A 20,108-nucleotide genomic window follows, 5' to 3' on the forward strand; every position below is an offset into this window, starting at 1 on the left:
GCGGGCCCCTTCGGCTGCGCGGTGCCGCCCCGCGACCCGTACCCGGTGGTGGCAGGCCGCCCCTGAGTCGGACCGGTGGGTCGTCCCGGTGGCGTCAACGGGCGGCGGCCCGGGTCTGCCCGCCGGTGACGGCGGGGTGACGTGCGCTGCGACAGGGTCGGACGGCGACGGCCGGTGCGGGTGCCGGCGGTCGGGACCCTCGTCTCGGGCAGGCCGTCAAGGGAGACCCCATGATCAGGACAATGCTCCGGGTCCGCGCGCGCCCCGGCGCCGAACAGCGCGTCCGGTCGGCATGGCGGACGGCCGCGGCGCAGATCGGCACGCTGCCCGGCAACCTGCGCCGGGAGCTGTTCCTCGACGCCAACGACCCGCACACGTTCGTGCTCGCCACCGAGTGGGTCGACGACGACGCCCTACACGACTACGAGAACGGCCCGGTGGCCGCCCGGCTCGCCGACGCGCTGCGCGACGGGTGTGAACCGGCCACCGCCGACGACCACCTGATGATGCGCGACGAGCCGGACGGGCACCCGACGATCCTGGTGGACGTCGAGGTCACTGTGCCCGCCGACCGGCTCGCCGAGTTCCACCGGGGCCACGCCGAGGTGACCGCCCGGATGGCCGCCGTCCCCGGCTACCTGCGTGAGGACCTGCTGCGCGAGCCCGACTCGGGCGTCCACCACATCTTCGCCGAGTGGCGTACCGAGGCGGAGTTCCACCGCTGGGTCGCCAACCCGGCCCACGCGCGGGAGGAGGCCGGGCCGATCGCGTCGTTCCTGCTCGACTTCCGCCGCCGACTGTTCCACCTCGCGACCCGTCCCGGCGACGACCGGGCAGCCAGCACCGGTAGGGAGACCGACGTGCACACGACAACTGACGTACTCATCGTCGGGGCGGGGCCGACCGGGCTGACCGCCGCCGTCGAGCTGGCCCGGCGCGGCATCGACTGCCGGGTGGTGGAGAAGTCGGTGGCCCCGCCCGGCCAGGCCGACAAGGCGATCGGGGTGCACTGCCGCACCATGGAGATCTGGGCGGAGCAGGGCATCGTGCGGGAGGCGATGGACGCCGGGATCTGGCTCACCGGCAACGTGGTGTTCGTCAACGGCACCCAGACCCACCGGATGAGCTGGGAACTGCCCGGCCTGCCGTACGCGCACCTGGGCCTGCCCCAGTACGAGACCGAGCGCATCCTCACCGAACGGCTGGCCACCCTCGGCGTCCGGCCGCAACGCGGCGCGGAGCTGACCGGGTTCACCCAGGGCTCGGACGGCGTGCTGGCCAGCCTCACCCTCGCCGACGGCAGCATCCGCACCGTCCGGGCGAAGTACCTGATCGGTGCCGACGGCGCGCACAGCCGGGTCCGTCACCTGCTCGGGTTGACGTTCTCCGGCGGGTTGGGCCGGTTCCCGCAGCTGTTCATGCTCGCCGACGTCGACGTGAACTGGGACATGCCGCCGGGGCACCTGCTGCGGTTCCTGCACGAGACCGACGGCCGGATGGACGGCATGCTGGTCTGCGTACCGCTGCGCGGAGCGGGCCGGTACCGGATCGCGACCCTCGCGCCGCCCCGGTTCTTCGCCCAGACCGGCGGCCGGGACGCCCCGCCCGGGTTCAGCGAGGAGTTGGCCGAGCCGACCCTCGACGACGTGCAGGCGGCGCTGGACCGGTTGGCCCCGCACGGTACCCGGGCGGCGAACCTGCGCTGGTCGTCGGTGTTCCGGATCAGTCACGGCATCGTCGACAGGTACGGCCACGGCCGGGTCTTCGTCGCCGGGGACGCGGCCCACCTGCACCCCCCGGCCGGCGGACAGGGGATGAACACCGGCATCCAGGACGCCTGGAACCTGGCCTGGAAGGTGGCGCTGGCGGTACGCGGGGTCGCCGCCCCCGGCCTGCTCGACAGCTACGAGGCCGAACGCCGCCCGGAGGGCGAGGAGATCGTCGGCCGCGCGGTACGGATGGCGTTCACCGACGAACTGGACCGCGCCGACCTGGAGCGGCAGTTCCTCCAGGAGATGTCGCTGCTCCTCAGCTATGCCGACAGTCCACTGGTCGGCGAGTGCGTCACCGATCCGGACGGGCTGCGCGCCGGCCCGCGCCCCGGCGACCGCGCACCCGACCTGGGCGGGTTGCGGCGGCAGGGGGTGGGGCACCCGTTGCGCCTGCGCGACCTGACCGCCGGCACCCGGCACACCCTGCTGCTCTACGCCGACGCCTCGGCCGATCCGGCGGCGGTGGCCGCCGTGCCGGGGCTCTGCGCCGACGTGCGCGCCCTGAGCCGGGGCGAGGTCGACGCCTACCTGCTGCTCAGCCCGGACGCCGACGATCCGGGACTGCTCGCGCCGCCGGTGGTGCGCGACGCCGGGGACGAGTTCCGTACCCGGTACGGGGTGACCGGTACCGCCCTGTACCTGATCCGCCCGGACGGGCACGTCGGCTTCCGCAGCCAGCCGTTCGACGCCGACGCCCTGCGCAAGAACCTGCACCTGGTCTTCGGTGGTACGCGATGAGGCCCGTACGCACGGTGCTCGCCATGCGTACCCGGGAGGGCTGCGCGGAGCGGTTCGAGGCGGAGTGGCTCTCGGCGGCGGAGCAGATCCGGCAACTCGACGGGTGCCTGCGCCAGGACCTCGTCCGGGACGCCGACGACCCGCGCAGCTACCTGGTCATCAGCGACTGGGCGGACCGGGAACGGCTCGACGCCTTCGGCCGCAGCGAGCACCGCGACCGGCTGCTGCGGGTGGTCCGCGACCTGCGGGAATCCGCCGAACGACACACCTACCAGGTGCTGCACAGCATGCCCAGCGCGCCCGAGGAGACCAGATGACCGAGCCGGTGCCCGCCGCACAGCTCTACACCGAGCAGTTCGCCGTCGACCCGTACCCGTCCTTCGCCCGGCTGCGCGCGGACGCGCCGGTCTGCCCGGTCAGCTCACCCCGGTTCGACTCGTACCTGCTGACCCGGTTCGACGACGCGCGCACGGCGTTGACCGACCCCCGGCTGTCCAAGGACCTCTACGGCCCCGGGCAGCACTACCTGCAACTCTTCGGGCCGAACTCCGAGGCGCTGAACCGCAACATGCTCAACTCGGACCCGCCGGAGCACACCCGGCTGCGCCGGTTGGTGTCGCAGGCGTTCGCGCCCCGCCGGATCGAGGCGCTGCGCCCCCGGGTACGGCAGATCGTCGACGACCTGATCGACGGGTTCGTCGCCCAGGGGCGGGCCGAGCTGATGCACGACTTCGCGATCCCGCTGCCGATGGTGGTGATCTGCGAACTGCTCGGGGTGCCCCGGACCGACCAGGAGCGGGTGCTGGACTGGACGCAGGTGATCCGTACCTCCGGGTCGTCGCGGCGACCGCCGGAGCAGGAGCGGGCGGCGGTCGGCGAGGCACAGGTGCGGCTGCACCACTACCTGGCGGAGCTGGTGGCCGCCAAGCGGACCACCCCGGCCGACGACATGATCAGCGCGTTGATCGACGCCTGCGACCAGGACGGCAGGCTGTCCGAGGCGGAGCTGGTCACCACCACCTTCCTGCTGTTGTTCGCCGGGCACCAGACCACCGCCGACTTCCTGGGCAACGCGACGGTGGCCCTGCTGACCCATCCCGACCAGCTCGACCTGCTGCGGAACACCCCGGAGCTGCTGCCCTCGGCGATCGAGGAGTTGCTGCGTTTCGACGGCCCGCTACCGGTGGCCAGTCCCCGGGTCGCCACCGAGGATGTCGAGTACGGCGGGGTGCGCATCCCGGCCGGGTCGATCGTCGGTGTCGTGCTCAACGCGGCCAACCACGATCCGGCGCACTTCGTCGACCCGGACCGGCTGGACCTGCGCCGGGTCCGGGGGCCGCACCTGGGTTTCGGCCACGGCGTGCACTACTGCCTCGGTGTCTCGCTGGCCCGGATGGAGGCCCAGCTCGGCCTGGCGGCGCTGCTGCGCCGGCTGCCCGGGTTGCGCCTGGCCGTGCCGCCGGCAGAGTTGCGCCGGTTGCCGGCGGCGTCGCCGTTCCGGGGTCTGTTGGAGCTGCCGGTCCGGTTCGCCGCGTCCGCCCCGCCGGTGTCACCTCCGCCGGCCAGTCGTCCCCGCCCCACCGAGCCGACCCGTACCGTCTGATCCCCGAGGAGTTCCGATGACCTTCCGCAACCTGATCGTCTGTCGCATGGTGCCGGGCAGCGAGCAGACCGTCGCCGACGTGTTCGGGTACTACGACCGGACCACCCGCCCGCAGGACCTGGGCGTGGTCGGGCGGACCCTGCTGTCCTTCCACGGCCTCTACCTCCACCTGATCGAGCGGAACGCGGACCCGAAGGTGACCGGGCAGACCCGGGGCCTGCCCGCCTTCCAGCAGATCGCCGAGCAGATCGCCCCGTACGTGACGCCCTACCCGAGGGACTGGAGGAACCCGTCGGACTCGGTGGCGAAGGAGTTCTACTCCTGGACGCCGGACGAGCCGCCGGCCGCCGGGGGTGAGCCGAGCCGGACGGTGATCGTGGCCCGGATCAAGCCCGGCGCGGAACCCACCGTGGCGCAGATCTTCGCCGAGTCCGACGCCGGTGAGCTGCCCACCCTGATGGGGGTCACCGGTCGGTGGCTGTACTCCATCGACGACGTCTACCTGCACGTGCTGGAGCGCACCGGGGAGGCGTTCGACGGGGCCGTGCGGCAGGGCCACGACCAGCCGGCGTTCGCCAAGATCATGGACGATCTCAGCCCGTACATCAGCCCGTTCGACCCGGACACCTGGGGCAGCCCGCTGGACGCGGTGGCGACGGAGTTCTACCGGTGGCGGGCCGAGGACTGAGCCGGTCGACCGGCGGGGGCCCGGTGGCGCGGGCCCCCGCCGGTGTGCCCGTCAGCCGGTGGGCAGGGTCGCCCAGCCCCGGTTGAAGGTCAGGCTGTCGTCGTCCGGCCGGTAGTTGCGTTCGATGTTGCCGGCGGCGTCCACCGAGAACCAGTGGATCTTGGTGCCGACCGGGACGGTCAACGTCTCGGCCCCCTCCCGGATACCCGCCGAGGCGTACAGGGTGGATGCGAACGTCGGCTTGCTGCCGTCGAGGGTGTAGAACACCGCCGCCGGCTCGCTGACGTCGAACCGGACGCTGACCGAGCCCTCGGTGGCGCTCGGCGTGACCGACAGGGTGCTGGTCGGCCGCTTCTTGTCCTTGTCGTAGTCCCGGGCCACCCGCAGCAGCTCGACCAGGCCGTTGCTGAACTCCATGGTCTCCTGGTGCGCCTCGTCCCAGGTGGGCTGGAAGCTGGTGCCGACCTCGAAGTTCCAGGCGTAGATGCCGTACTTGTACCAGAGCATGTCGCCGGAGTTACCCGCCGCCGAGTACAGCACGTCGGAGATCGGGCCGGTGCGGGCCGGGGTGACCGCCATGTTGCGGTGCCGCTTGATCGCGGTGAGGATGCGCGACGACGCGCCCCAGAAGAACGACTCCTCGGCCAGCGTCGGCCGGGGCGCGGAGATCCGGCCCGGGGTGGCGTACGCGCCCGGCGACCACATGAAGTAGTTGCCGGAGGAGTGCAGGTTCATCGAGAACTTCATGTTGGGCCGCTGGGCCAGCCAGTCGACGTTGCGGTTCTCCGGCTCGGACAGCTCGCTCGGCCCGGCGTAGGTGTCGCCGGTGCAGCTCGCCGACGCCCCCGAGTAGCCGTCGAAGAGGCTGTACTCGGTGTAGTTGCGGTTGTTGTCCACCCCCCACGAGTTGCGGGCCAGCGCGTCGGTGGCACCGCCCGGCGCGCAGTGGTTGGTCATGTTGCGCCGCTGCGAGGCGTAGTCGTAGAACGAGTAGTGCCCGCCGTCCGGGTTGATCGACGGCACGATCCAGATGTCCAGGGTGCGCAGCAGCTGCTTGGTGTTCTCGTCGGTGGCGTGGTTGCGCAGCAGCCGCTCGGCGGTCTCGACGGCCACCAGCGGCGGAACCCACTCCCGGGCGTGTTCCTGCGCGTAGGCCAGCACACCGGTGCGGGAGCCGTCGCGGTACTTGCCGATCCGGATGGCGTACACCGGGTGCGGGTCGCGGGAGACCCCGGCCGGCGCCTTGAGGTTGTCCGACAGCGGCGTCGGCGCGACCGGCGCGACCACCCCGGCACCCGCGTCCCCCCGATAGGTGTACGCGGTGACCAGCGCGCCCGCCTCGGCGGTCAGCGCCGCGGCGACCTGGGCGGCGGTGCTGGTCACCGCCCCGGCGGCGTCGGTGGCCAGGCTGACCCGGATCGCCTTGCCGGTCACCGTGACCGTGAGCGGCCGGTCGGCCGCGCCCGGGTCGGCCAGCTCGACGGTGATGTCGTTGCCGCCCTCGTGTCCCCAGGCGAGCGAGTCGACGGCGACCCGGGTGGCGGTGGTCCCACCGAGCACCACCTGCGCCTTACGCCGGTACCCGTTGGTCTGGTACGGCAGCTTCACCACCTCGGCGAGCTGCGGGTAGGCGTCGGCCAGCTGCTTGATCCGGTCGTACAGCTCGGTCGGGGTGAGGTAGCTGGTGACGAAGTCCTTCTGGTAGCCGGGGCCCTCCGGGCTGTCGGCCGGGATCGGCAGCCACTCGGCGACCTCGGCGACCGCCACGTCGCCGGTGGGGCTGGTGATCTGGATGCGCTGCGGCCGGGCGGTGACGGCGGCGGCGCCCCGGTGGTAGAGGTAGACCCCGGCGTCGACGAACCGGGAGATGGTCTGGGTCCCGCCGGAGCCGATCTCGGTGCCGGGGCCGCTGTCGCGGGCCACGGTCAACGTGCTGGTGGAGGTCTGCCCCTGGGCCCACTTCGCCTCCACCGAGAGCACCTGGTTGGTGCCGGAGGTGTAGTAGTCGGCCCGGATGATCTTCACGTCGGAGGCGGCGGCGCTGCGCTGCAGGGTCGCCGTGTACGCCCGGTTGTCGGCCCGGTGCGCGGCGATCGTCGCCTCGCGCTCGCTGATCCGCTGCGCGGAGTCGGCGGCGGCGTGCAGCACGGCACCGACCCGGTAGCCCATCCGCTTCAGCGCGGCGACCTCGGTCGGGGTGACCACGGCGTGCACCACGATGCCCGCCTCGGTCGGGGTGACGTGGTGGTCGAGGTCGACACCGGTGGCGACCAGCGCGTCGAGCTGGGCGGTGCCGGCGACGGTCACCTCCACCACGTCGGCCTGCTCGTCGGCGGAGCGTTCGAGCACGACCGGGGCGTCGGCCTCCCGGTCGGGCGGGGCTGCGGTGCCGGCCGTGGCCGGGCCGGCGAGCAGCAGCAACGCCACGCCGGCGGCCGTCGCGGCGGGTAACCGCCGCCAACGGTGGGGGAGCGCGGAACGGGACATCTCGGGCCACCTTTCCTGGGGGTACGAGCCGGGCCGACGGCGCGCGGCAGCGCCCGCCGTCGGGCGGGGTCGGGAACGGGGGAGGTCGGACGCCGACAGTCGGGCGACGGCGGGCGGCCGAGTCGCGACGTCGACCCGGCGACGTCGGGGGACACGTGGTGTCTCCCGGACGCGCGGGGCGACGGACCGGCGCCGATCCGGTCTGCGTGACGGGCGTGGGGCGTACCTGGTTACGGTCGGTCGTGGGGGCGTTGCCGATCGGTGCGCCCATCCTGGCCGTACCCGCTCGGATCTGTCAATGATCTGTCCCGACGGACACGGACTGTCACAACGGGTGTCCTCTCCCGACGGTCGACGCGATGCCCCCGCGCCGCCTCAGGACGCCGACCGGTAGTGGCCGGTGAGCCGGCCCAGCTTCATCGCCAGGTGCAGGCACAGCCGCTCGTTGCCGTCCTTGAGGTCGGTGCCGGCGAGCTGCTCGACCCGTTGCAGCCGGTAGTAGAGGGTGGTCCGGTGCAGCCGCAGCTTCTCGGCGGTGGCGTGGGCGTTGCCGGCCAGGTCGAGGTACGCCTCCAGGGTCTCCAACAGCACCTGGTGGGCGTCGTCGCGCAGCAGCCGCTCCAGCCCGGGATGCACCCCGGCGACGTCGAGGTGCCGGGCGTCGAGCTGGGACAACACCCGGTAGATGCCCAGGCCGGCCCAGGAGATCACCGGACCCAGCGCCGGCAGCTGCACCCCCACCCGGGCCGCCTGCACCGCCTCCCGGTAGGACTGCACCGCGTCGACCAGCCCCGGGCGGGCCTGACCGATCCCGGTCACCGTGCGCTCCACCGAGGACAACCCCCGGGTCGCCTGCCGTAGCGCCTCGTCGAGGTGCCCGGCGACGGCCTCCGGGCTGGGCCGGCCGGCGATCCGGCCGCCGCAGATCAGCAGCACCCCGTGGTCGGGCCAGACCATGTGCAGCGACTCCCGGACGCCGAGCCAGCGGCGGGTCGCCACCAGCGCCTGCTCCAGCGCGATCCGGGCCACCTCGTCGGGGTGCCGCCCGTCGGCGGGGGCGAGCTGGGCCACCACCGCCGTGGTGGGGCCGTCACCGGCGACGGTGCCCTCCTCCAGCAGCGCCCGGACGGCGTGCGCGCGGGCCTGCGGGCTCTGGACCAGCAGCGTCCGGGTGGCCTCGGACTCCCGCTGCGAGGCCAGCTCGCCGAGCAGGTTCTCCCGGTAGAGGGCCAGCGACAGGTCGGTGAAGGCACCGGTCGCGGTGGCGATGTCGGCGTCGGTCATCGACCCGTCGTCGTCGATGAACCAGACGAAGCCGAGCAGCAGGTCGTCGTGCCAGATCGGCACACAGACCCGGGGGAGCAGGTCGAGGTCGACGTCGGCCGGGGTACGCACCGGCTCACGGGCGGTGAGCACGCCCATCCGACGGAACCAGGCGATCACCTCAGGGGTGGTCTGCCGGCGCAGGATCGACATCCGGCGTACCTCGTCCATCGGACCGTCGTGTTCGCTGTAGACGACCACCCGCTGCCGCCGGTCCTCGATGAGGGCGGGACGACCCACCCGCGCGGCGACGGCGTCGACTATGCGTTGAAGCTCACCGTGCATGGATCTCCCCTGGTTGGCTGCGCGGCAGGGGTGCGACAGCCGGTGCCCTACCCTGTGCGGCCGGTGGGCCTGTGCGCAAGGTCCACCGGGGATCTACCGACAAAAGGACGGCCCCCACGGCGACTGTTCCGGCAATTGTCCGAAGCACCGTGATGATCGACGATCGTAAGGTTCCGGTGCGGTGGGCAGCGGGCCGCCGGCGCGCAGGAGGGAACGCCCGAGTGACAGCTGGTAGGCCCTGGCGGGGGGTGCTGGTCGCCATCACGACGCCGTTCCGCGACGACCTCGGCGTCGACTTCGACCGCCTCCAGGAACACGTGCGCTGGTTGGCCGGGACGGGCTGCCACGGGGTGACCCCGTGCGCGTCGGTGGGGGAGTACCGGGCCCTGTCCGACGACGAGCGGGCCGACGTGGTGCGGGCGACGGTGCAGGCCGCGCCGCCCGGCTGCGCGGTGCTGCCCGGGGTCGGCGGGTACGGCAGCCGGCAGTCCCGCCGCTGGGCGGAGCAGGCCGCCGCCGCCGGGGCGCACGGGGTGCTCGCCCCACCCCCGGACGGCTATCCCGCGGGCGACGCCGACGTGGTCGCCCACTACCGGGAGGTCACCGCCGTCGGTCTGCCGGTGGTGGCGCACAACGACCCGTACGACACCCGGGTGGACCTGACGCCGGAGCTGCTGGCCCGGGTGGCTGAGACCGACGGGATCGTCGCGGTCGAGGAGTTCTCCGGCGACGTGCGCCGGGTGCACCGGATCAGGGACCTCTGCCCGCACGTGGACGTGTTGGCCGGCGCGGACGACGTGCTGCTGGAACTGGTGCTGTGCGGGGCCCGGGGCTGGGTGTCCGGCCTGTCCAACGCGCTTCCCGGGCCGGCCCTGCGGCTGTACGACCTGTGCGCCGCCGGTGACCTGGCCCGCGCGTTGCCGCTCTACGCCGAGCTGCACCCGGCCTTCGGCTGGGGCTCCCGGCCGGAGGCGGTGCAGGCGATCAAACTGGCGATGGACTGCGCCGGGCGGTTCGGTGGCGGGTGCCGGCCGCCGCGCGGCCCACTGCCGCCGCCGGCCGCCGCCCGGCTGCGCCGGGACCTGGTCCGGGCCCTGTCGGTCGCCGTCGATCCGGTCACCGACGGTCGGCACCGCTGAACCCGGCGGCCGGACGTGACCCGTCGCGGGTCCTTCAGGTGTCGGAAGCCGCCGGGCCACCTGCCGACATCTGCACGGTGACCGGCCCCGGCCCGTCCTCCTAGATTCGCTGCGCGGCCCAGTGACAGGTGTCCCGGCAGCCACCCCCCGCCGACACCGGACCGGACGCCGTGTCCCTCCCGACGAGAGGTGAACCTGTGCACCGTGCTACCCGCAACAAACCCCGACTGAGGCGTTCCGTGTTGGCCGCGGTCCTGACCGGCACGCTCGTGGTGACCGGCGCGGCGCAGGCCGCCGCGGCCCCGGCCAACCCGGCCGGCGGCACCGCCCCGTTCCAGGTCCTCGACCCGCAGGCCTGGCAGAACCCCGACACCATGACCTGGGACGACTATCAGGCCGTGCCCGGCAAGAACTGGGCCGACCCGAGCGTGCGGGGCTCCATCCGCAACTTCAAGATCGCTCTGGTCGCGCTCGACTATCCGGACCAGACGTTCGCGGTCTCCCAGCGGGCCCGCTCGACGGTCTTCGGCAACCCCCAGTCGGTCGCGGCCAACATCCCCCGCGCCGACGTGCCGAAGTTCTACCAGGACTTCCTCAACACCCCGAACACCCTGAACAAGGGGCACACCCTGCACGAGTACTGGATGCAGGACTCCAACGGGCGCTACGGCGTGGACCTGGCCGGGTTCGGGCCGTACCAGATGCCGGCGAAGTCGTACCAGTACGGGCTGGACAACAGCTTCAACCCGGGCGCCTGCCCGAGCGGGGACGCCTGCAACAAGAACATCCGCACCGACGGGCTGGGCGCCTGGCGGGCGGCGGTCGGTGACGAGGTCGCCAACCAGTACGAGCTGGTCTTCATCCTCAGCGCCGGGCAGGACGAGTCGTCCACCTGGCAGGAGTTCGGGCAGATGATCTTCCAGAACAAGGAGGACGTGCCGGACTCCTGGGGCCCGCCGGACCCCAACCTGCCGAACTGGGCCAAGACCCGCTACGTCGAGTGGACCTCGTGGAAGGCGGCGGCGACCCTGTGGCCCAACGCCGGTTCCGGCTCCTCCACCCAGGGGGAGAGCTCCGGCATGGGGGTCTACGCCCACGAGCTGACCCACCTGCTCGGCATCGGCGACAACTACAACAACCCGTACGGCGAGCCGTTACGCCGGGCGTACACCGGCATCTGGAGCATGATGTCGCGCGGGTCGTTCAACGGACCCGGTGGCCCGCACACCCGCTGGCAGATCCCGCCGACCAACGGCGGCTCGATGGGCTCGCTGCACACCGTGCGGGACAAGCTCAAGATCGGCCTGCTCGGTGAGGAGCACGTGCTGCGGCTGTCCCGGGAGGCGCTGGCCTCGTCCGGAATGGTCACCGCCCAGGTGACCGCCCGCGCGGTCGACGCCGGCCCGAAGGGGCTGACCGGCGTGAACATCGCCCTGAACAAGGACCTCTCGCCGGCCTGCACGGTGGCCACGAACCCGCTGTGCGACGGCGGGAGCTTCAACAACTACACCGTCGAGGTCGTCGACCGGATGGGGGCGGACTCGTTCACCCCGGACCGGGGCGTGCTGCTGAGCAAGACCAAGAACGCCGACAGCGCGCCGTTCCAGTGGGTGGTGGACGCCAACCCGCAGGACATCGACATGATCGACTTCTACCGGCCGGACGGCACCCCGCAGAAGATCACCATGGGTGACTACCGGCAGCTCTCCGACGCGCTGTTCCACGCCGGGGCGGACACCGGCAGCCAGTACGAGTACGTCGACGAGGCCAACCGGCTGCACTTCTACGTCATCGACCTCAAGCGGGACGCGGCCGGCTCGCTGTCGTACACGGTGGCGGTGCGGTCGCTGGACGGCACCGGTGGCCCGAGCACCCACGGCGTGTCCCTGGGCAAGGGTGAGGTGACCAGCACCGGTAAGCCCACCAACCGGGGCGTGACCTGCTCGTTCGAGCTGACCAACAGCGGCACCTACTCCGCTGGCGGCCAGCAGCACCCGGAGGACGCCACCGCGTACCTGAAGTCGGACGTCTACCGGCTCTCGGCGGAGGTGGCCGGCAAGGGCTGGCGGACCTGGCTGCCCAACGCCCTGGCCACCGCCCAGTTCGGCAAGTCCACCACCGTCCGGGTGTCGGTGGGGGCCACCGCCGCCGCGGCGGACACCGGCTTCGTCAAGCTCACCGCGACCTCGGAGAGCGACCCGTCGAAGACGGTGACCAAGCAGTGCCGGGTGGAGAAGTCCTGACCGGAATCGACCGACGCCGTGGGTCCGTGGTGGCGCAGGCCGCCACGGACCCACGGCACGGGTGGGGAGGAGACCACGTGCGGCTGACCACGAGCGCCCGCCACGGCGTCGGCGCGCTGGCGATCCTGCTGCTGGCCGGGGCCGCCGGCTGCGGTGGTCCCGACACCGGCCCGGAGGCGGTCACCCCGACCACCGTCCGGGTGCTGGTGCGCGACATCAACATCCGGGCCGAGGGCGTGGACTGCGCCGGCACCGGACCGTACCTCTACTTCCACCACCGGGCGCCGTTCCGGGTGCTCGACCCCGACGGGGCGCCCCTGGTGACCGGGACGCTGCCGGCGGGCACGGCGGTCGCCGCGTTCGACGAGGACCTCGAGGTGGAACGGGTGCCGACGTACTGCGAGTTCGCGGTGCCGGTGCGGGTGCCGCAGCGGGCCGGCTACCGGCTGGAGGTGGCCGGCCGGCCCGCGCTCGACCTGACCCCGGACACCAGTGATGGTCCGGCGCTGGTCGCGGTGGTGCCGGCATGAGGCGGCTGCTCGCGTCGCTGCTGGCGGTGCTGGCGCTGGCCGGCTGCACCACCCGCCCGGTTGACGGGCCCGCCCCGGCGGCGCTCGCCGGGGGCGCCGCGACGCTGCCCGGACCGGTCCCCGCGGACCTGGCGCTGCGCCCGCCGCCCGGCGACGCGCCGGCCGCCCCGGCGTTCACCGGTGGGCTGACCGACGGCACCCCGCTCACCGCCGCCCGGCTCTGGGCCGACCGCCCGGTGGTGTTCACCTTCTTCAGCTCCTGGTGCACCACCTGCGCCGACCGGCAGGACGCGCTGAGCGAGCTGGCCCGGCGGTACCGGGACCGGGTGGTCTTCGTCGGCGTGGCCGGCGTCGACCAGGCCGACGAGTTGCAGGACTACCTGCGGACGCACCGGGTGGAGTATCCCGTCGTGGTGGACGAACAGCAGACCATCTGGCGGTCGTACGCGGTACGGGAGCCACCGGCCGTCGTGCTGGTCGCCAAGGGTGGCGCGGTGCTGCGCGGCTGGCCGGGCGGGCTGGACGCGGCGGCGCTGGAGCAGCGGCTCGGGGAACTGGTGCTGGCCGGTTCCGGGTAGCGCGGCGACGGACGGGTGTGCCGACCGGTGCCGTGCCCGGTACGGGACGGCCGGTGGGCGCGTGTCGGGCGTGCTGTCGATTCGATCGCGGGTCGACGGCGCGCCCCGCGTCGTGTCCGCCTGCCGGCGTCCGGGGCGTCGTCGGTGTTCGTGCTGGTGAGGGCTGGGGGGATCGACCGGAGAGCCGGGTCCGGGCGACCGTTCGGGCATCGGCTCCGACCGACAGGAACTTTTGTTCGCACGAACAAAAGTTTCTCCGTTGGAGGTCTATCTTTAGCCGTCAGCCACCGTTAGTGTCCGGTTCACAGACGTAACACGGTTGACATCCCCCCTTGACCGAGCAGTCATCCACCGGGCCACGCGTATTCGGCGGCGCAGGTCCTTCGACCCTCCCAGCAGGACTCGCACGTCTCAGTGGCCCGTCAGGGCCACCCTCGAAAGGTGGAATTTGTGAACGAGGATCAGCGCCGTATGGCCAACGACCCCCAGTACCGCACCCAGGTCACCCGCCGTCGGCTGCTGGCCGCGTCGGCCGGCGCCGCCGCCGTGCTCGGCGCGGCCGGCCTGCCGGTGCTCCAGACCAAGGGCCCGGCCCGCGCGGACGGCAAGTGGCAGGTCGACCCGCTCATCCCGGCGCAGAACCGGGGCATCATCCTCTACAGCGTCCGGGACCGGATCTCCGCCGCCCCCGACGACAGCGGCGTGCCCTACGGCTTCGAGCGGGTGCTGGCCAGCCTGGCCGAGATGGGCTACAAGGAGATCGAGTTCGCCGGCTACAACCAGCACACCTCGATCCTGGGCCGGCAGATCACCCCGACCGAGATCCGCAAGATCCTGGACGACAACGGGCTGGTCGCCAACGGCACCCACACGTCGATCAACGCGGCCACGTTCCAGCAGCAGCTGGACATCGCCGAGGAACTCGGCATGAAGAACATCGGCACCGGCAGCGACCCGACCAACAGCGCCTACCAGTCCGACTGGGACGCCGCGGCCGACCTGTGGAACGAGCTCGGCCGGCAGGCCAAGGAGCGCAAGATGCGCCTCTACACCCACAACCACGACGTGGCCTACTCGTTCCTGCTCGACAGCGGCCCGCTGGACGCCAACGGCAAGCCGACCCGCTCCTCCGGCGTGCGTCGCCTGGAGTACTTCTTCGCCAAGACCGACCCGAAGTACGTCTACTTCGAGTGCGACATCTACTGGGCGTACGTGGCCCGGTTCAAGCACACCAAATACACCAACTCGGCCGGCCAGCAGAAGACCTCGCTGTTCGACCCGATCCTGAACGTGGCCCGGCGCACCAAGCGGTTCCCGCTCTTCCACGCCAAGGACGGCAACCGCAACTCCGCGCTGGCCAACGGCTACGAGATGATCCCGCTCGGTGAGGGCGACATCAACTTCCAGCAGTTCTTCGAGACCATCGGCGAGTCCGACTTCCACCACGCCAACTGGGAGATGGACACCGCCCCCGGCGGCGCCGCCAACCCGGGCCAGTCGCTGGACTTCGCCCGGCTCAGCTACGCCAACATGGCCGACCTGACCATCTACCACCAGAGCTGACCCGACCGGCGGCCGGTAGCCGGCCGCACCCGGGCACCGACCGGCGGTCGCACCACCGCCGGCGGCACCGGTGGTGGCGGTCGCGTCCCCCGACGCGACCGCCGCCACCCGGGCCCGCCCCGAGGAGTCCGGGCCGCCAGGCGGCCCCGGACGCCACCGGGCGTACCGCCCCGGCGGGCCCCCCACCACGTGATCTCTTCCGACCCGTGACCCCGGGCCGCGCTGCCGCGCGCCCCCGGCACGGGCCCTGGCCGTACGCAGCTCTCCGGTCGGCGAACCGCACGGGGTCGGGACGGCGTCGTCCCGTCCCCACCGGAGAGCGAGACGCAGCACCGCACCACCCGGGTGGTCCCGGCACCCGCCCGGTACAGGCAGCACATCGTCCCCCACCGGAGGAACCAGATGGCAAGATCGGTACACCGATGGCTCGCCGCGCTCGCAGGGGTCGGGATCGTCGTCCCGCTCGCCGCGACCGCCCCGGCGTTGGCCCAGCCGGCCCAGGACCCGACAAGCGTCCTGGTGTTCACCAAGACCGACGGTGAGCGTCACCCGTCGATCGACAAGGGCGTCAACGCGATCCGCACCCTGGGCAAGGGCAACGGCTTCACCGTCGACGTCACCCAGAACTCGACCGCCTTCTCCGACGACAACCTGGCCAGCTACGGCGCGGTCGTCTTCCTCAACACCACAGGTGACGTGCTCAACGGCGGCCAGGAGGCGGCCTTCGAGCGCTACATCCGCAACGGCGGCGGCTACCTCGGCGTGCACGCCGCGGTCGAGGCCGAGCCGTCGTGGACGTTCTACCGCGACATCGTCGGCACCACCGCCGCCGGCACGGCGTCGAGCGGGGCGGCCAGCATCGACGTGGCCGACCGGGCGCACCCGGCGAGCAAGCCGCTCGCTCGGCAGCTCACCCTCGACGACCAGTGGTACAACTTCACCACCAACGTCCGGGGCACCGCGCACGTGCTGGCCACCGTGGACGAGAAGAGCTTCACCGGCGGCACCATGGGCTACGACCACCCGATCTCCTGGTGCAAGGACTTCCAGGGCGGCCGGTCGTTCTACACCGGACTCGGCGACTCCGCCGACACGTACGCCAACGGCGCGTTCCGCAAGCACCTGCTCGGCGCGATCCAGTGGTCGGCCGGCATGGTCGAGGGCGACTGCGGTGCCACCGTCAAGGCCAACTATGAGAAGGTCATCCTCAACGACGAGCCGGGCGAGCCGATGACCCTGTCGGTGCTGCCCGACGGTCGGGTGCTGCACAACACCCGGGCCGGCGAGATCCGGCTCTACGACCCGAAGACCGGTGCCAGCCCGGTCATCACCACCATCCCGGTGTACCAGCACGACGAGGACGGCCTCCAGTCGGTCACCGTCGGCCCGGACTTCGCCACCGACAAGTGGGTGTACGTCTACTACGCGCCCAAGCTCGACACCCCGATCACCGACGCGCCGGTGACCAGCACCGACCCGAGCGCCTGGGACGCCTACAAGGGGCACAACCAGCTCTCCCGGTTCAAGTGGGTCGAGGAGCCGACGCCGCACCTGGACCTGGCGAGCGAGCAGAAGATCATGAAGGTCGACACCGACCGGGGCGTCTGCTGCCACGTCGCCGGTGAGATCAAGTTCGACGGCAAGGGCCTGCTCTACCTGGTCACCGGGGACGACACCAACGCCGGTGGCTCGGACGGGTTCACCCCGATCAACGAGTCGCCGACCCAGGGGCCGGGCTACGACGCCCAGCGTTCCGCCGGCAACACCAACGACCTGCGGGGCAAGGTGCTGCGGATCAAGGTGAAGGCCGACGGGTCGTACAGCATCCCGGCCGGCAACCTGTTCCCCGAGGCCGAGGACCGGGATAACAAGACCCGCCCGGAGATCTTCCTGATGGGTCTGCGCAACCCGTTCCGCTTCGACGTGGACTCCCGGGGCTTCGTCTACATCGGTGACTACTCGCCGGACTCGCAGGTGCCGAACGCGGCCCGGGGGCCGGAGGGCACCGGCCGGTGGATCTCCACCAACAAGGCCGGCAACTACGGCTGGCCGTACTGCTACTCGCCGACCCTGCCGTACATCGACTACGACTTCGTCACCAAGCAGTCGAAGGGGGCGTTCAACTGCGCCGCACCGGTGAACGACTCGCCGCGCAACACCGGCCGGCAGGTTCTCCCGCCGGTGCAGGACCCGCAGCTCAACTACACCTTCCGGGCCACCACCACCTGCGCCGAGGCGTACCTGAGCACCCCGCCCGGCACCTGTGAGTTCCAGTGGCCGGTGCTCGGCACCGGTGGCGTCGGCCCGATGGGCGGCCCGGTCTACAAGTACGACGCCGCGCTGGCCTCGGACACCAAGTTCCCGGAGTACTACAACGACGCGGTCGTCTTCGGGGAGTTCACCCGGGACAAGATCTTCATGATGCGCACCAACGGCAGCGGCAAGCTGGTCGGGGTGGAGCAGTTCCTGCCGGGCTTCGTCTTCGACAACCCGATGGACATGGAGTTCGGCCCGGACGGCAACCTCTACCTGCTGGAGTACGGCGACGGCTTCTTCCGGGCCAACCCGGACGCCGCGCTGTCGGTGATCCGCTACGCCAAGGGCACCCGGGCACCGGTGGCCGAGCTGAAGGCCAGCCCGACCTCCGGCCAGGCGCCGCTGACCGTGCAGTTCTCCGCCGAGGGCTCCTACGACGCGGACCCGGGCGAGACCATCACCTACGCCTGGGACTTCGACGGCAACGGCACCACCGACTCGACCGACCGGGACGCGTCGCACACCTACACCACCAACGGGGTCTTCACCGCCAAGCTGACGGTCACCGACACCAGCGGCAAGACGGCGGTGCTCACCCGCGAGATCACCGTGGGCAACACCGCGCCCACCGTGAAGGTCACCTCGCCGCTGTCCGGCACCTTCTTCAACTGGGGTGACACCGTGCCGTGGACGGTCACCGTGACCGACCCCGAGGACGGCCCGATCGACTGCAGCCGGGTCACGGTCTCGTTCGTGCTCGGCCACGACACCCACGGTCACGGCATGAGCGACGCCAACGGCTGCTCGGGCTCGTTCGAGACCCCGGCCGACGGGGCCGACCACGCCGGTGGCTACCTGTACGGCGCGATCAGCGCCACCTACACCGACAAGGGTGCCAACGGCCAGCCGGCGCTGTCTGCGCTGGACCAGATCGTCCTGCAGACCTTCCGGCAGCAGGCCGAGTTCGCCCAGGTCCAGCAGGGCGTCACCCTGGCCAACACGACCGACGCCGGTGGCGGCCAGCACGTGGCCGGCATCGACAACGGTGACCACATCGCGCTCGACCCGATCAACCTGGGCGGGATCGACAAGATCACCTTCCGGTACGCCGGTGGCTCCACGGCCACCGTCGGAACCCCGCGCGGCATCGTCGAGCTGCGGCTCGACTCGCCGACCGGTGAGCTGGTGACCAGCGCGACGCTCAACGCGACCGCCGGCACCAGCGCCTGGGCCAGCCAGACCTTCCCGGTCAGCCAGGCGGCCGGCACGCACGCGCTCTACCTGGTCTTCAAGCCCGTCTCCGGCGGACCCACGACCAGTTTGTTCAACCTCAACTGGGTGGAGTTCGGCGGCCCGACCTCCTGACGTCACCCTCCGGTCGCCGGGAGGACGGAGACTCCGTCCTCCCGGCGTCGTATCGGCACCGGGTGGCCACCGTCGGTCGACCGGTCGACACCGTCGGTGTCCGGCCCGGCCGACGCCGTCGATGTCCGGCCAGGTCTGACTGACCGGCCAGTGGCCGACCGATCAACGATGATCTAGCGTCCCGTGCGCCGGGGGTCGCGCCACCGCCCCGGTGGTCAGCGAAAACGAGGGGGGACAGTGCCGTTCCGTAACGACGCCGCCGACCGGGGAGAGCAACTACGCCCCGACCGCTCGGGGCCGAGCCTGACCCGCCCGCCGGCCTGGCGTCCCCTGCGCGTGGCGATGATCGGCCAGAAGGGCGTGCCGGCCACCTACGGGGGGATCGAACGGCACGTCGAGGAGGTGGCCAGCCGGCTGGCCGGACTCGGCCACGAGGTGACCGTCTACTGCCGGGACAGCTACGGCGCGGTGGAGGCGATTCGGCACCGGGGCATCCGGCTGCGGCGGGCCCGCACCGTGCCCAGCAAGCACCTCGACGCCATCGTGCACTCGGCCACCTCCACCCTGGCGGCGCTGACCGAACGCCCCGACATCGTGCACTACCACGGTCTCGGCCCGGTGCTGACCGCGCCGCTGGCCCGCTACGCCTCCCGCGCCCGGGTGGTGCTCACCGTGCACGGGCTGGACAACCAGCGCGACAAGTGGGGCCGGGCGGCGCGGGCCGTGCTCGGCACCGCGTACCGGCTCAGCGGGCACCTGCCCGACGCCCGGGTGACCGTGTCCCGGGGCCTCGCGGAGCACTACACCACCCGGTTCGGCCGGCCCGCCCGCTACATCCCCAACGGGGTGGCCGCCCCCACCCACCGGCCGCCGGGCGAACTGTCCCGCTTCGGCCTGCGCCCCGGCGGCTACCTGCTGCTGGTCGGCCGGCTCGTCCCCGAGAAGGCCGCCGACCTGCTGGTGCGGGCCTTCCGACGACTCCCCACCGACCTGCGGCTGGCCATCGTCGGCGGCTCCGCGTTCACCGACGGCTACGTCGCCCGGCTCCGCGCGGCCGCCGGTGACGACCCGCGCATCGTGTTCACCGACTTCGTCTACGGCGACGTGCTCGCCGAGCTGTACTCGCACGCGGCGGCGTTCGTGCAGCCGTCCCGCCTGGAGGGGCTGCCGCTGACCCTGCTGGAGGCCGCCTCGTACGGGCTGCCGGTGGTGGCCAGCGACATCGAACCGCACCGCGAGGTGCTCGACCGCGACGGGCCGGGGCAGCGGCTGTTCCGCGACGGTGACGTCGACGACCTGCTGCGGGCGCTGGGCACGGTGACCGTCGACCTACCTGCCGAACGGGCCGGCGCGGCCCTGCTGCGCGACCGGGTGCTCGCCGAGTACAGCTGGGACGCCGCCGCCCGGGAGCTGGAAAAACTCTACTTCTCGCTGGCCCTGCGCGCCCCCCGCCCCGGGGAACCGGACGTTGGGTCGCCCACGGTCGGCGTAACGGCCCATGTCCCCCGACCTCGGCGACCGTTAGATTAGGCCGTTCT

13 protein-coding genes are annotated in these 20,108 nt (G+C 72.2%); 11 read left to right on the plus strand and 2 right to left on the minus strand.

What is annotated here, in order from left to right; translation table 11 throughout:
• The first annotated feature begins 230 nt into the window (after positions 1 to 230).
• From ACN267_RS06320 to ACN267_RS06335, 4 genes are read left to right on the plus strand one after another with little or no spacing between them, the layout of a single operon-like run.
• Positions 231 to 2,510, plus strand: coding sequence for an FAD-dependent oxidoreductase (locus tag ACN267_RS06320; protein WP_421488170.1), 2,280 nt, complete (start codon positions 231 to 233; stop codon positions 2,508 to 2,510).
• Positions 2,507 to 2,827 (plus strand): putative quinol monooxygenase, encoded by a 321-nt coding sequence (locus ACN267_RS06325; RefSeq protein ID WP_204960426.1) that lies wholly within the window; start codon positions 2,507 to 2,509, stop codon positions 2,825 to 2,827. Before ACN267_RS06320 ends, ACN267_RS06325 begins: the two co-directional genes overlap by 4 nt.
• A complete protein-coding gene (locus ACN267_RS06330; RefSeq protein ID WP_204960427.1) occupies positions 2,824 to 4,113 on the plus strand; it encodes a cytochrome P450 family protein in 1,290 nt (429 codons plus the stop codon). The genes ACN267_RS06325 and ACN267_RS06330 overlap by 4 nt, the downstream gene beginning before the upstream one ends.
• 16 nt (positions 4,114 to 4,129) lie before the next feature.
• Positions 4,130 to 4,801, plus strand: coding sequence for a TcmI family type II polyketide cyclase (locus ACN267_RS06335; RefSeq protein ID WP_204960428.1), 672 nt, complete (start codon positions 4,130 to 4,132; stop codon positions 4,799 to 4,801).
• A gap of 51 nt (positions 4,802 to 4,852) precedes the next feature.
• Here the strand turns inward: ACN267_RS06335 and ACN267_RS06340 are convergent, their stop codons facing one another.
• Both ACN267_RS06340 and ACN267_RS06345 read right to left on the minus strand, forming a co-directional pair.
• Entirely contained in the window at positions 4,853 to 7,288 is a 2,436-nt protein-coding gene (locus ACN267_RS06340; protein ID WP_204960429.1) for a M14 family metallopeptidase, read from the minus strand.
• A gap of 375 nt (positions 7,289 to 7,663) precedes the next feature.
• Complete coding sequence (locus ACN267_RS06345) at positions 7,664 to 8,896, minus strand: PucR family transcriptional regulator (protein ID WP_204960430.1); 1,233 nt, start codon at positions 8,894 to 8,896, stop codon at positions 7,664 to 7,666.
• Positions 8,897 to 9,117: 221 nt separating this feature from the next.
• Here ACN267_RS06345 and ACN267_RS06350 point away from each other — a divergent pair, with 221 nt between their 5' ends.
• From ACN267_RS06350 to ACN267_RS06380, 7 genes are all read left to right on the plus strand, one after another.
• Positions 9,118 to 10,035: a dihydrodipicolinate synthase family protein gene (locus ACN267_RS06350; RefSeq protein WP_281896834.1), complete on the plus strand. Its 918-nt coding sequence runs from the start codon at positions 9,118 to 9,120 to the stop codon at positions 10,033 to 10,035.
• A gap of 239 nt (positions 10,036 to 10,274) precedes the next feature.
• A complete protein-coding gene (locus ACN267_RS06355; protein ID WP_281896837.1) occupies positions 10,275 to 12,278 on the plus strand; it encodes a M6 family metalloprotease domain-containing protein in 2,004 nt (667 codons plus the stop codon).
• A 77-nt stretch (positions 12,279 to 12,355) separates the two neighbouring features.
• Positions 12,356 to 12,808, plus strand: coding sequence for a hypothetical protein (locus ACN267_RS06360; RefSeq protein ID WP_421488171.1), 453 nt, complete (start codon positions 12,356 to 12,358; stop codon positions 12,806 to 12,808).
• Positions 12,805 to 13,386, plus strand: coding sequence for a TlpA family protein disulfide reductase (locus ACN267_RS06365; protein ID WP_204960433.1), 582 nt, complete (start codon positions 12,805 to 12,807; stop codon positions 13,384 to 13,386). Before ACN267_RS06360 ends, ACN267_RS06365 begins: the two co-directional genes overlap by 4 nt.
• Positions 13,387 to 13,836: 450 nt before the next feature.
• The gene (locus ACN267_RS06370) at positions 13,837 to 14,949 is read left to right on the plus strand and encodes a sugar phosphate isomerase/epimerase family protein (RefSeq protein ID WP_281896842.1); all 1,113 of its coding nucleotides are present in this window, start codon (positions 13,837 to 13,839) and stop codon (positions 14,947 to 14,949) included.
• Between the two features lie 402 nt (positions 14,950 to 15,351).
• Positions 15,352 to 18,570 carry a ThuA domain-containing protein gene (locus tag ACN267_RS06375; RefSeq protein ID WP_421488172.1) on the plus strand — a complete coding sequence of 1,073 codons (3,219 nt, stop codon included), beginning with the start codon at positions 15,352 to 15,354 and terminating at the stop codon, positions 18,568 to 18,570.
• Positions 18,571 to 18,807: 237 nt separating this feature from the next.
• Complete coding sequence (locus ACN267_RS06380; RefSeq protein ID WP_421488173.1) at positions 18,808 to 20,100, plus strand: glycosyltransferase family 4 protein; 1,293 nt, start codon at positions 18,808 to 18,810, stop codon at positions 20,098 to 20,100.
• Positions 20,101 to 20,108: the final 8 nt, after the last annotated feature.

It is taken from the genome of Micromonospora sp. WMMD734, assembly GCF_049178975.1.
Classification (GTDB): Bacteria; Actinomycetota; Actinomycetes; order Mycobacteriales; family Micromonosporaceae; genus Micromonospora; species Micromonospora wenchangensis.

Coding starts and splice junctions, on each gene's coding strand:
- ACN267_RS06325 (WP_204960426.1), top strand. CDS start 2,507: ATGAGGCCCGTACGCACGGTGCTCGCCATGCGTACCCGGGAGGGCTGC.
- ACN267_RS06340 (WP_204960429.1), bottom strand. CDS start 7,288: ATGTCCCGTTCCGCGCTCCCCCACCGTTGGCGGCGGTTACCCGCCGCG.
- ACN267_RS06330 (WP_204960427.1), top strand. CDS start 2,824: ATGACCGAGCCGGTGCCCGCCGCACAGCTCTACACCGAGCAGTTCGCC.
- ACN267_RS06345 (WP_204960430.1), bottom strand. CDS start 8,896: ATGCACGGTGAGCTTCAACGCATAGTCGACGCCGTCGCCGCGCGGGTG.
- ACN267_RS06375 (WP_421488172.1), top strand. CDS start 15,352: ATGGCAAGATCGGTACACCGATGGCTCGCCGCGCTCGCAGGGGTCGGG.
- ACN267_RS06335 (WP_204960428.1), top strand. CDS start 4,130: ATGACCTTCCGCAACCTGATCGTCTGTCGCATGGTGCCGGGCAGCGAG.
- ACN267_RS06320 (WP_421488170.1), top strand. CDS start 231: ATGATCAGGACAATGCTCCGGGTCCGCGCGCGCCCCGGCGCCGAACAG.
- ACN267_RS06365 (WP_204960433.1), top strand. CDS start 12,805: ATGAGGCGGCTGCTCGCGTCGCTGCTGGCGGTGCTGGCGCTGGCCGGC.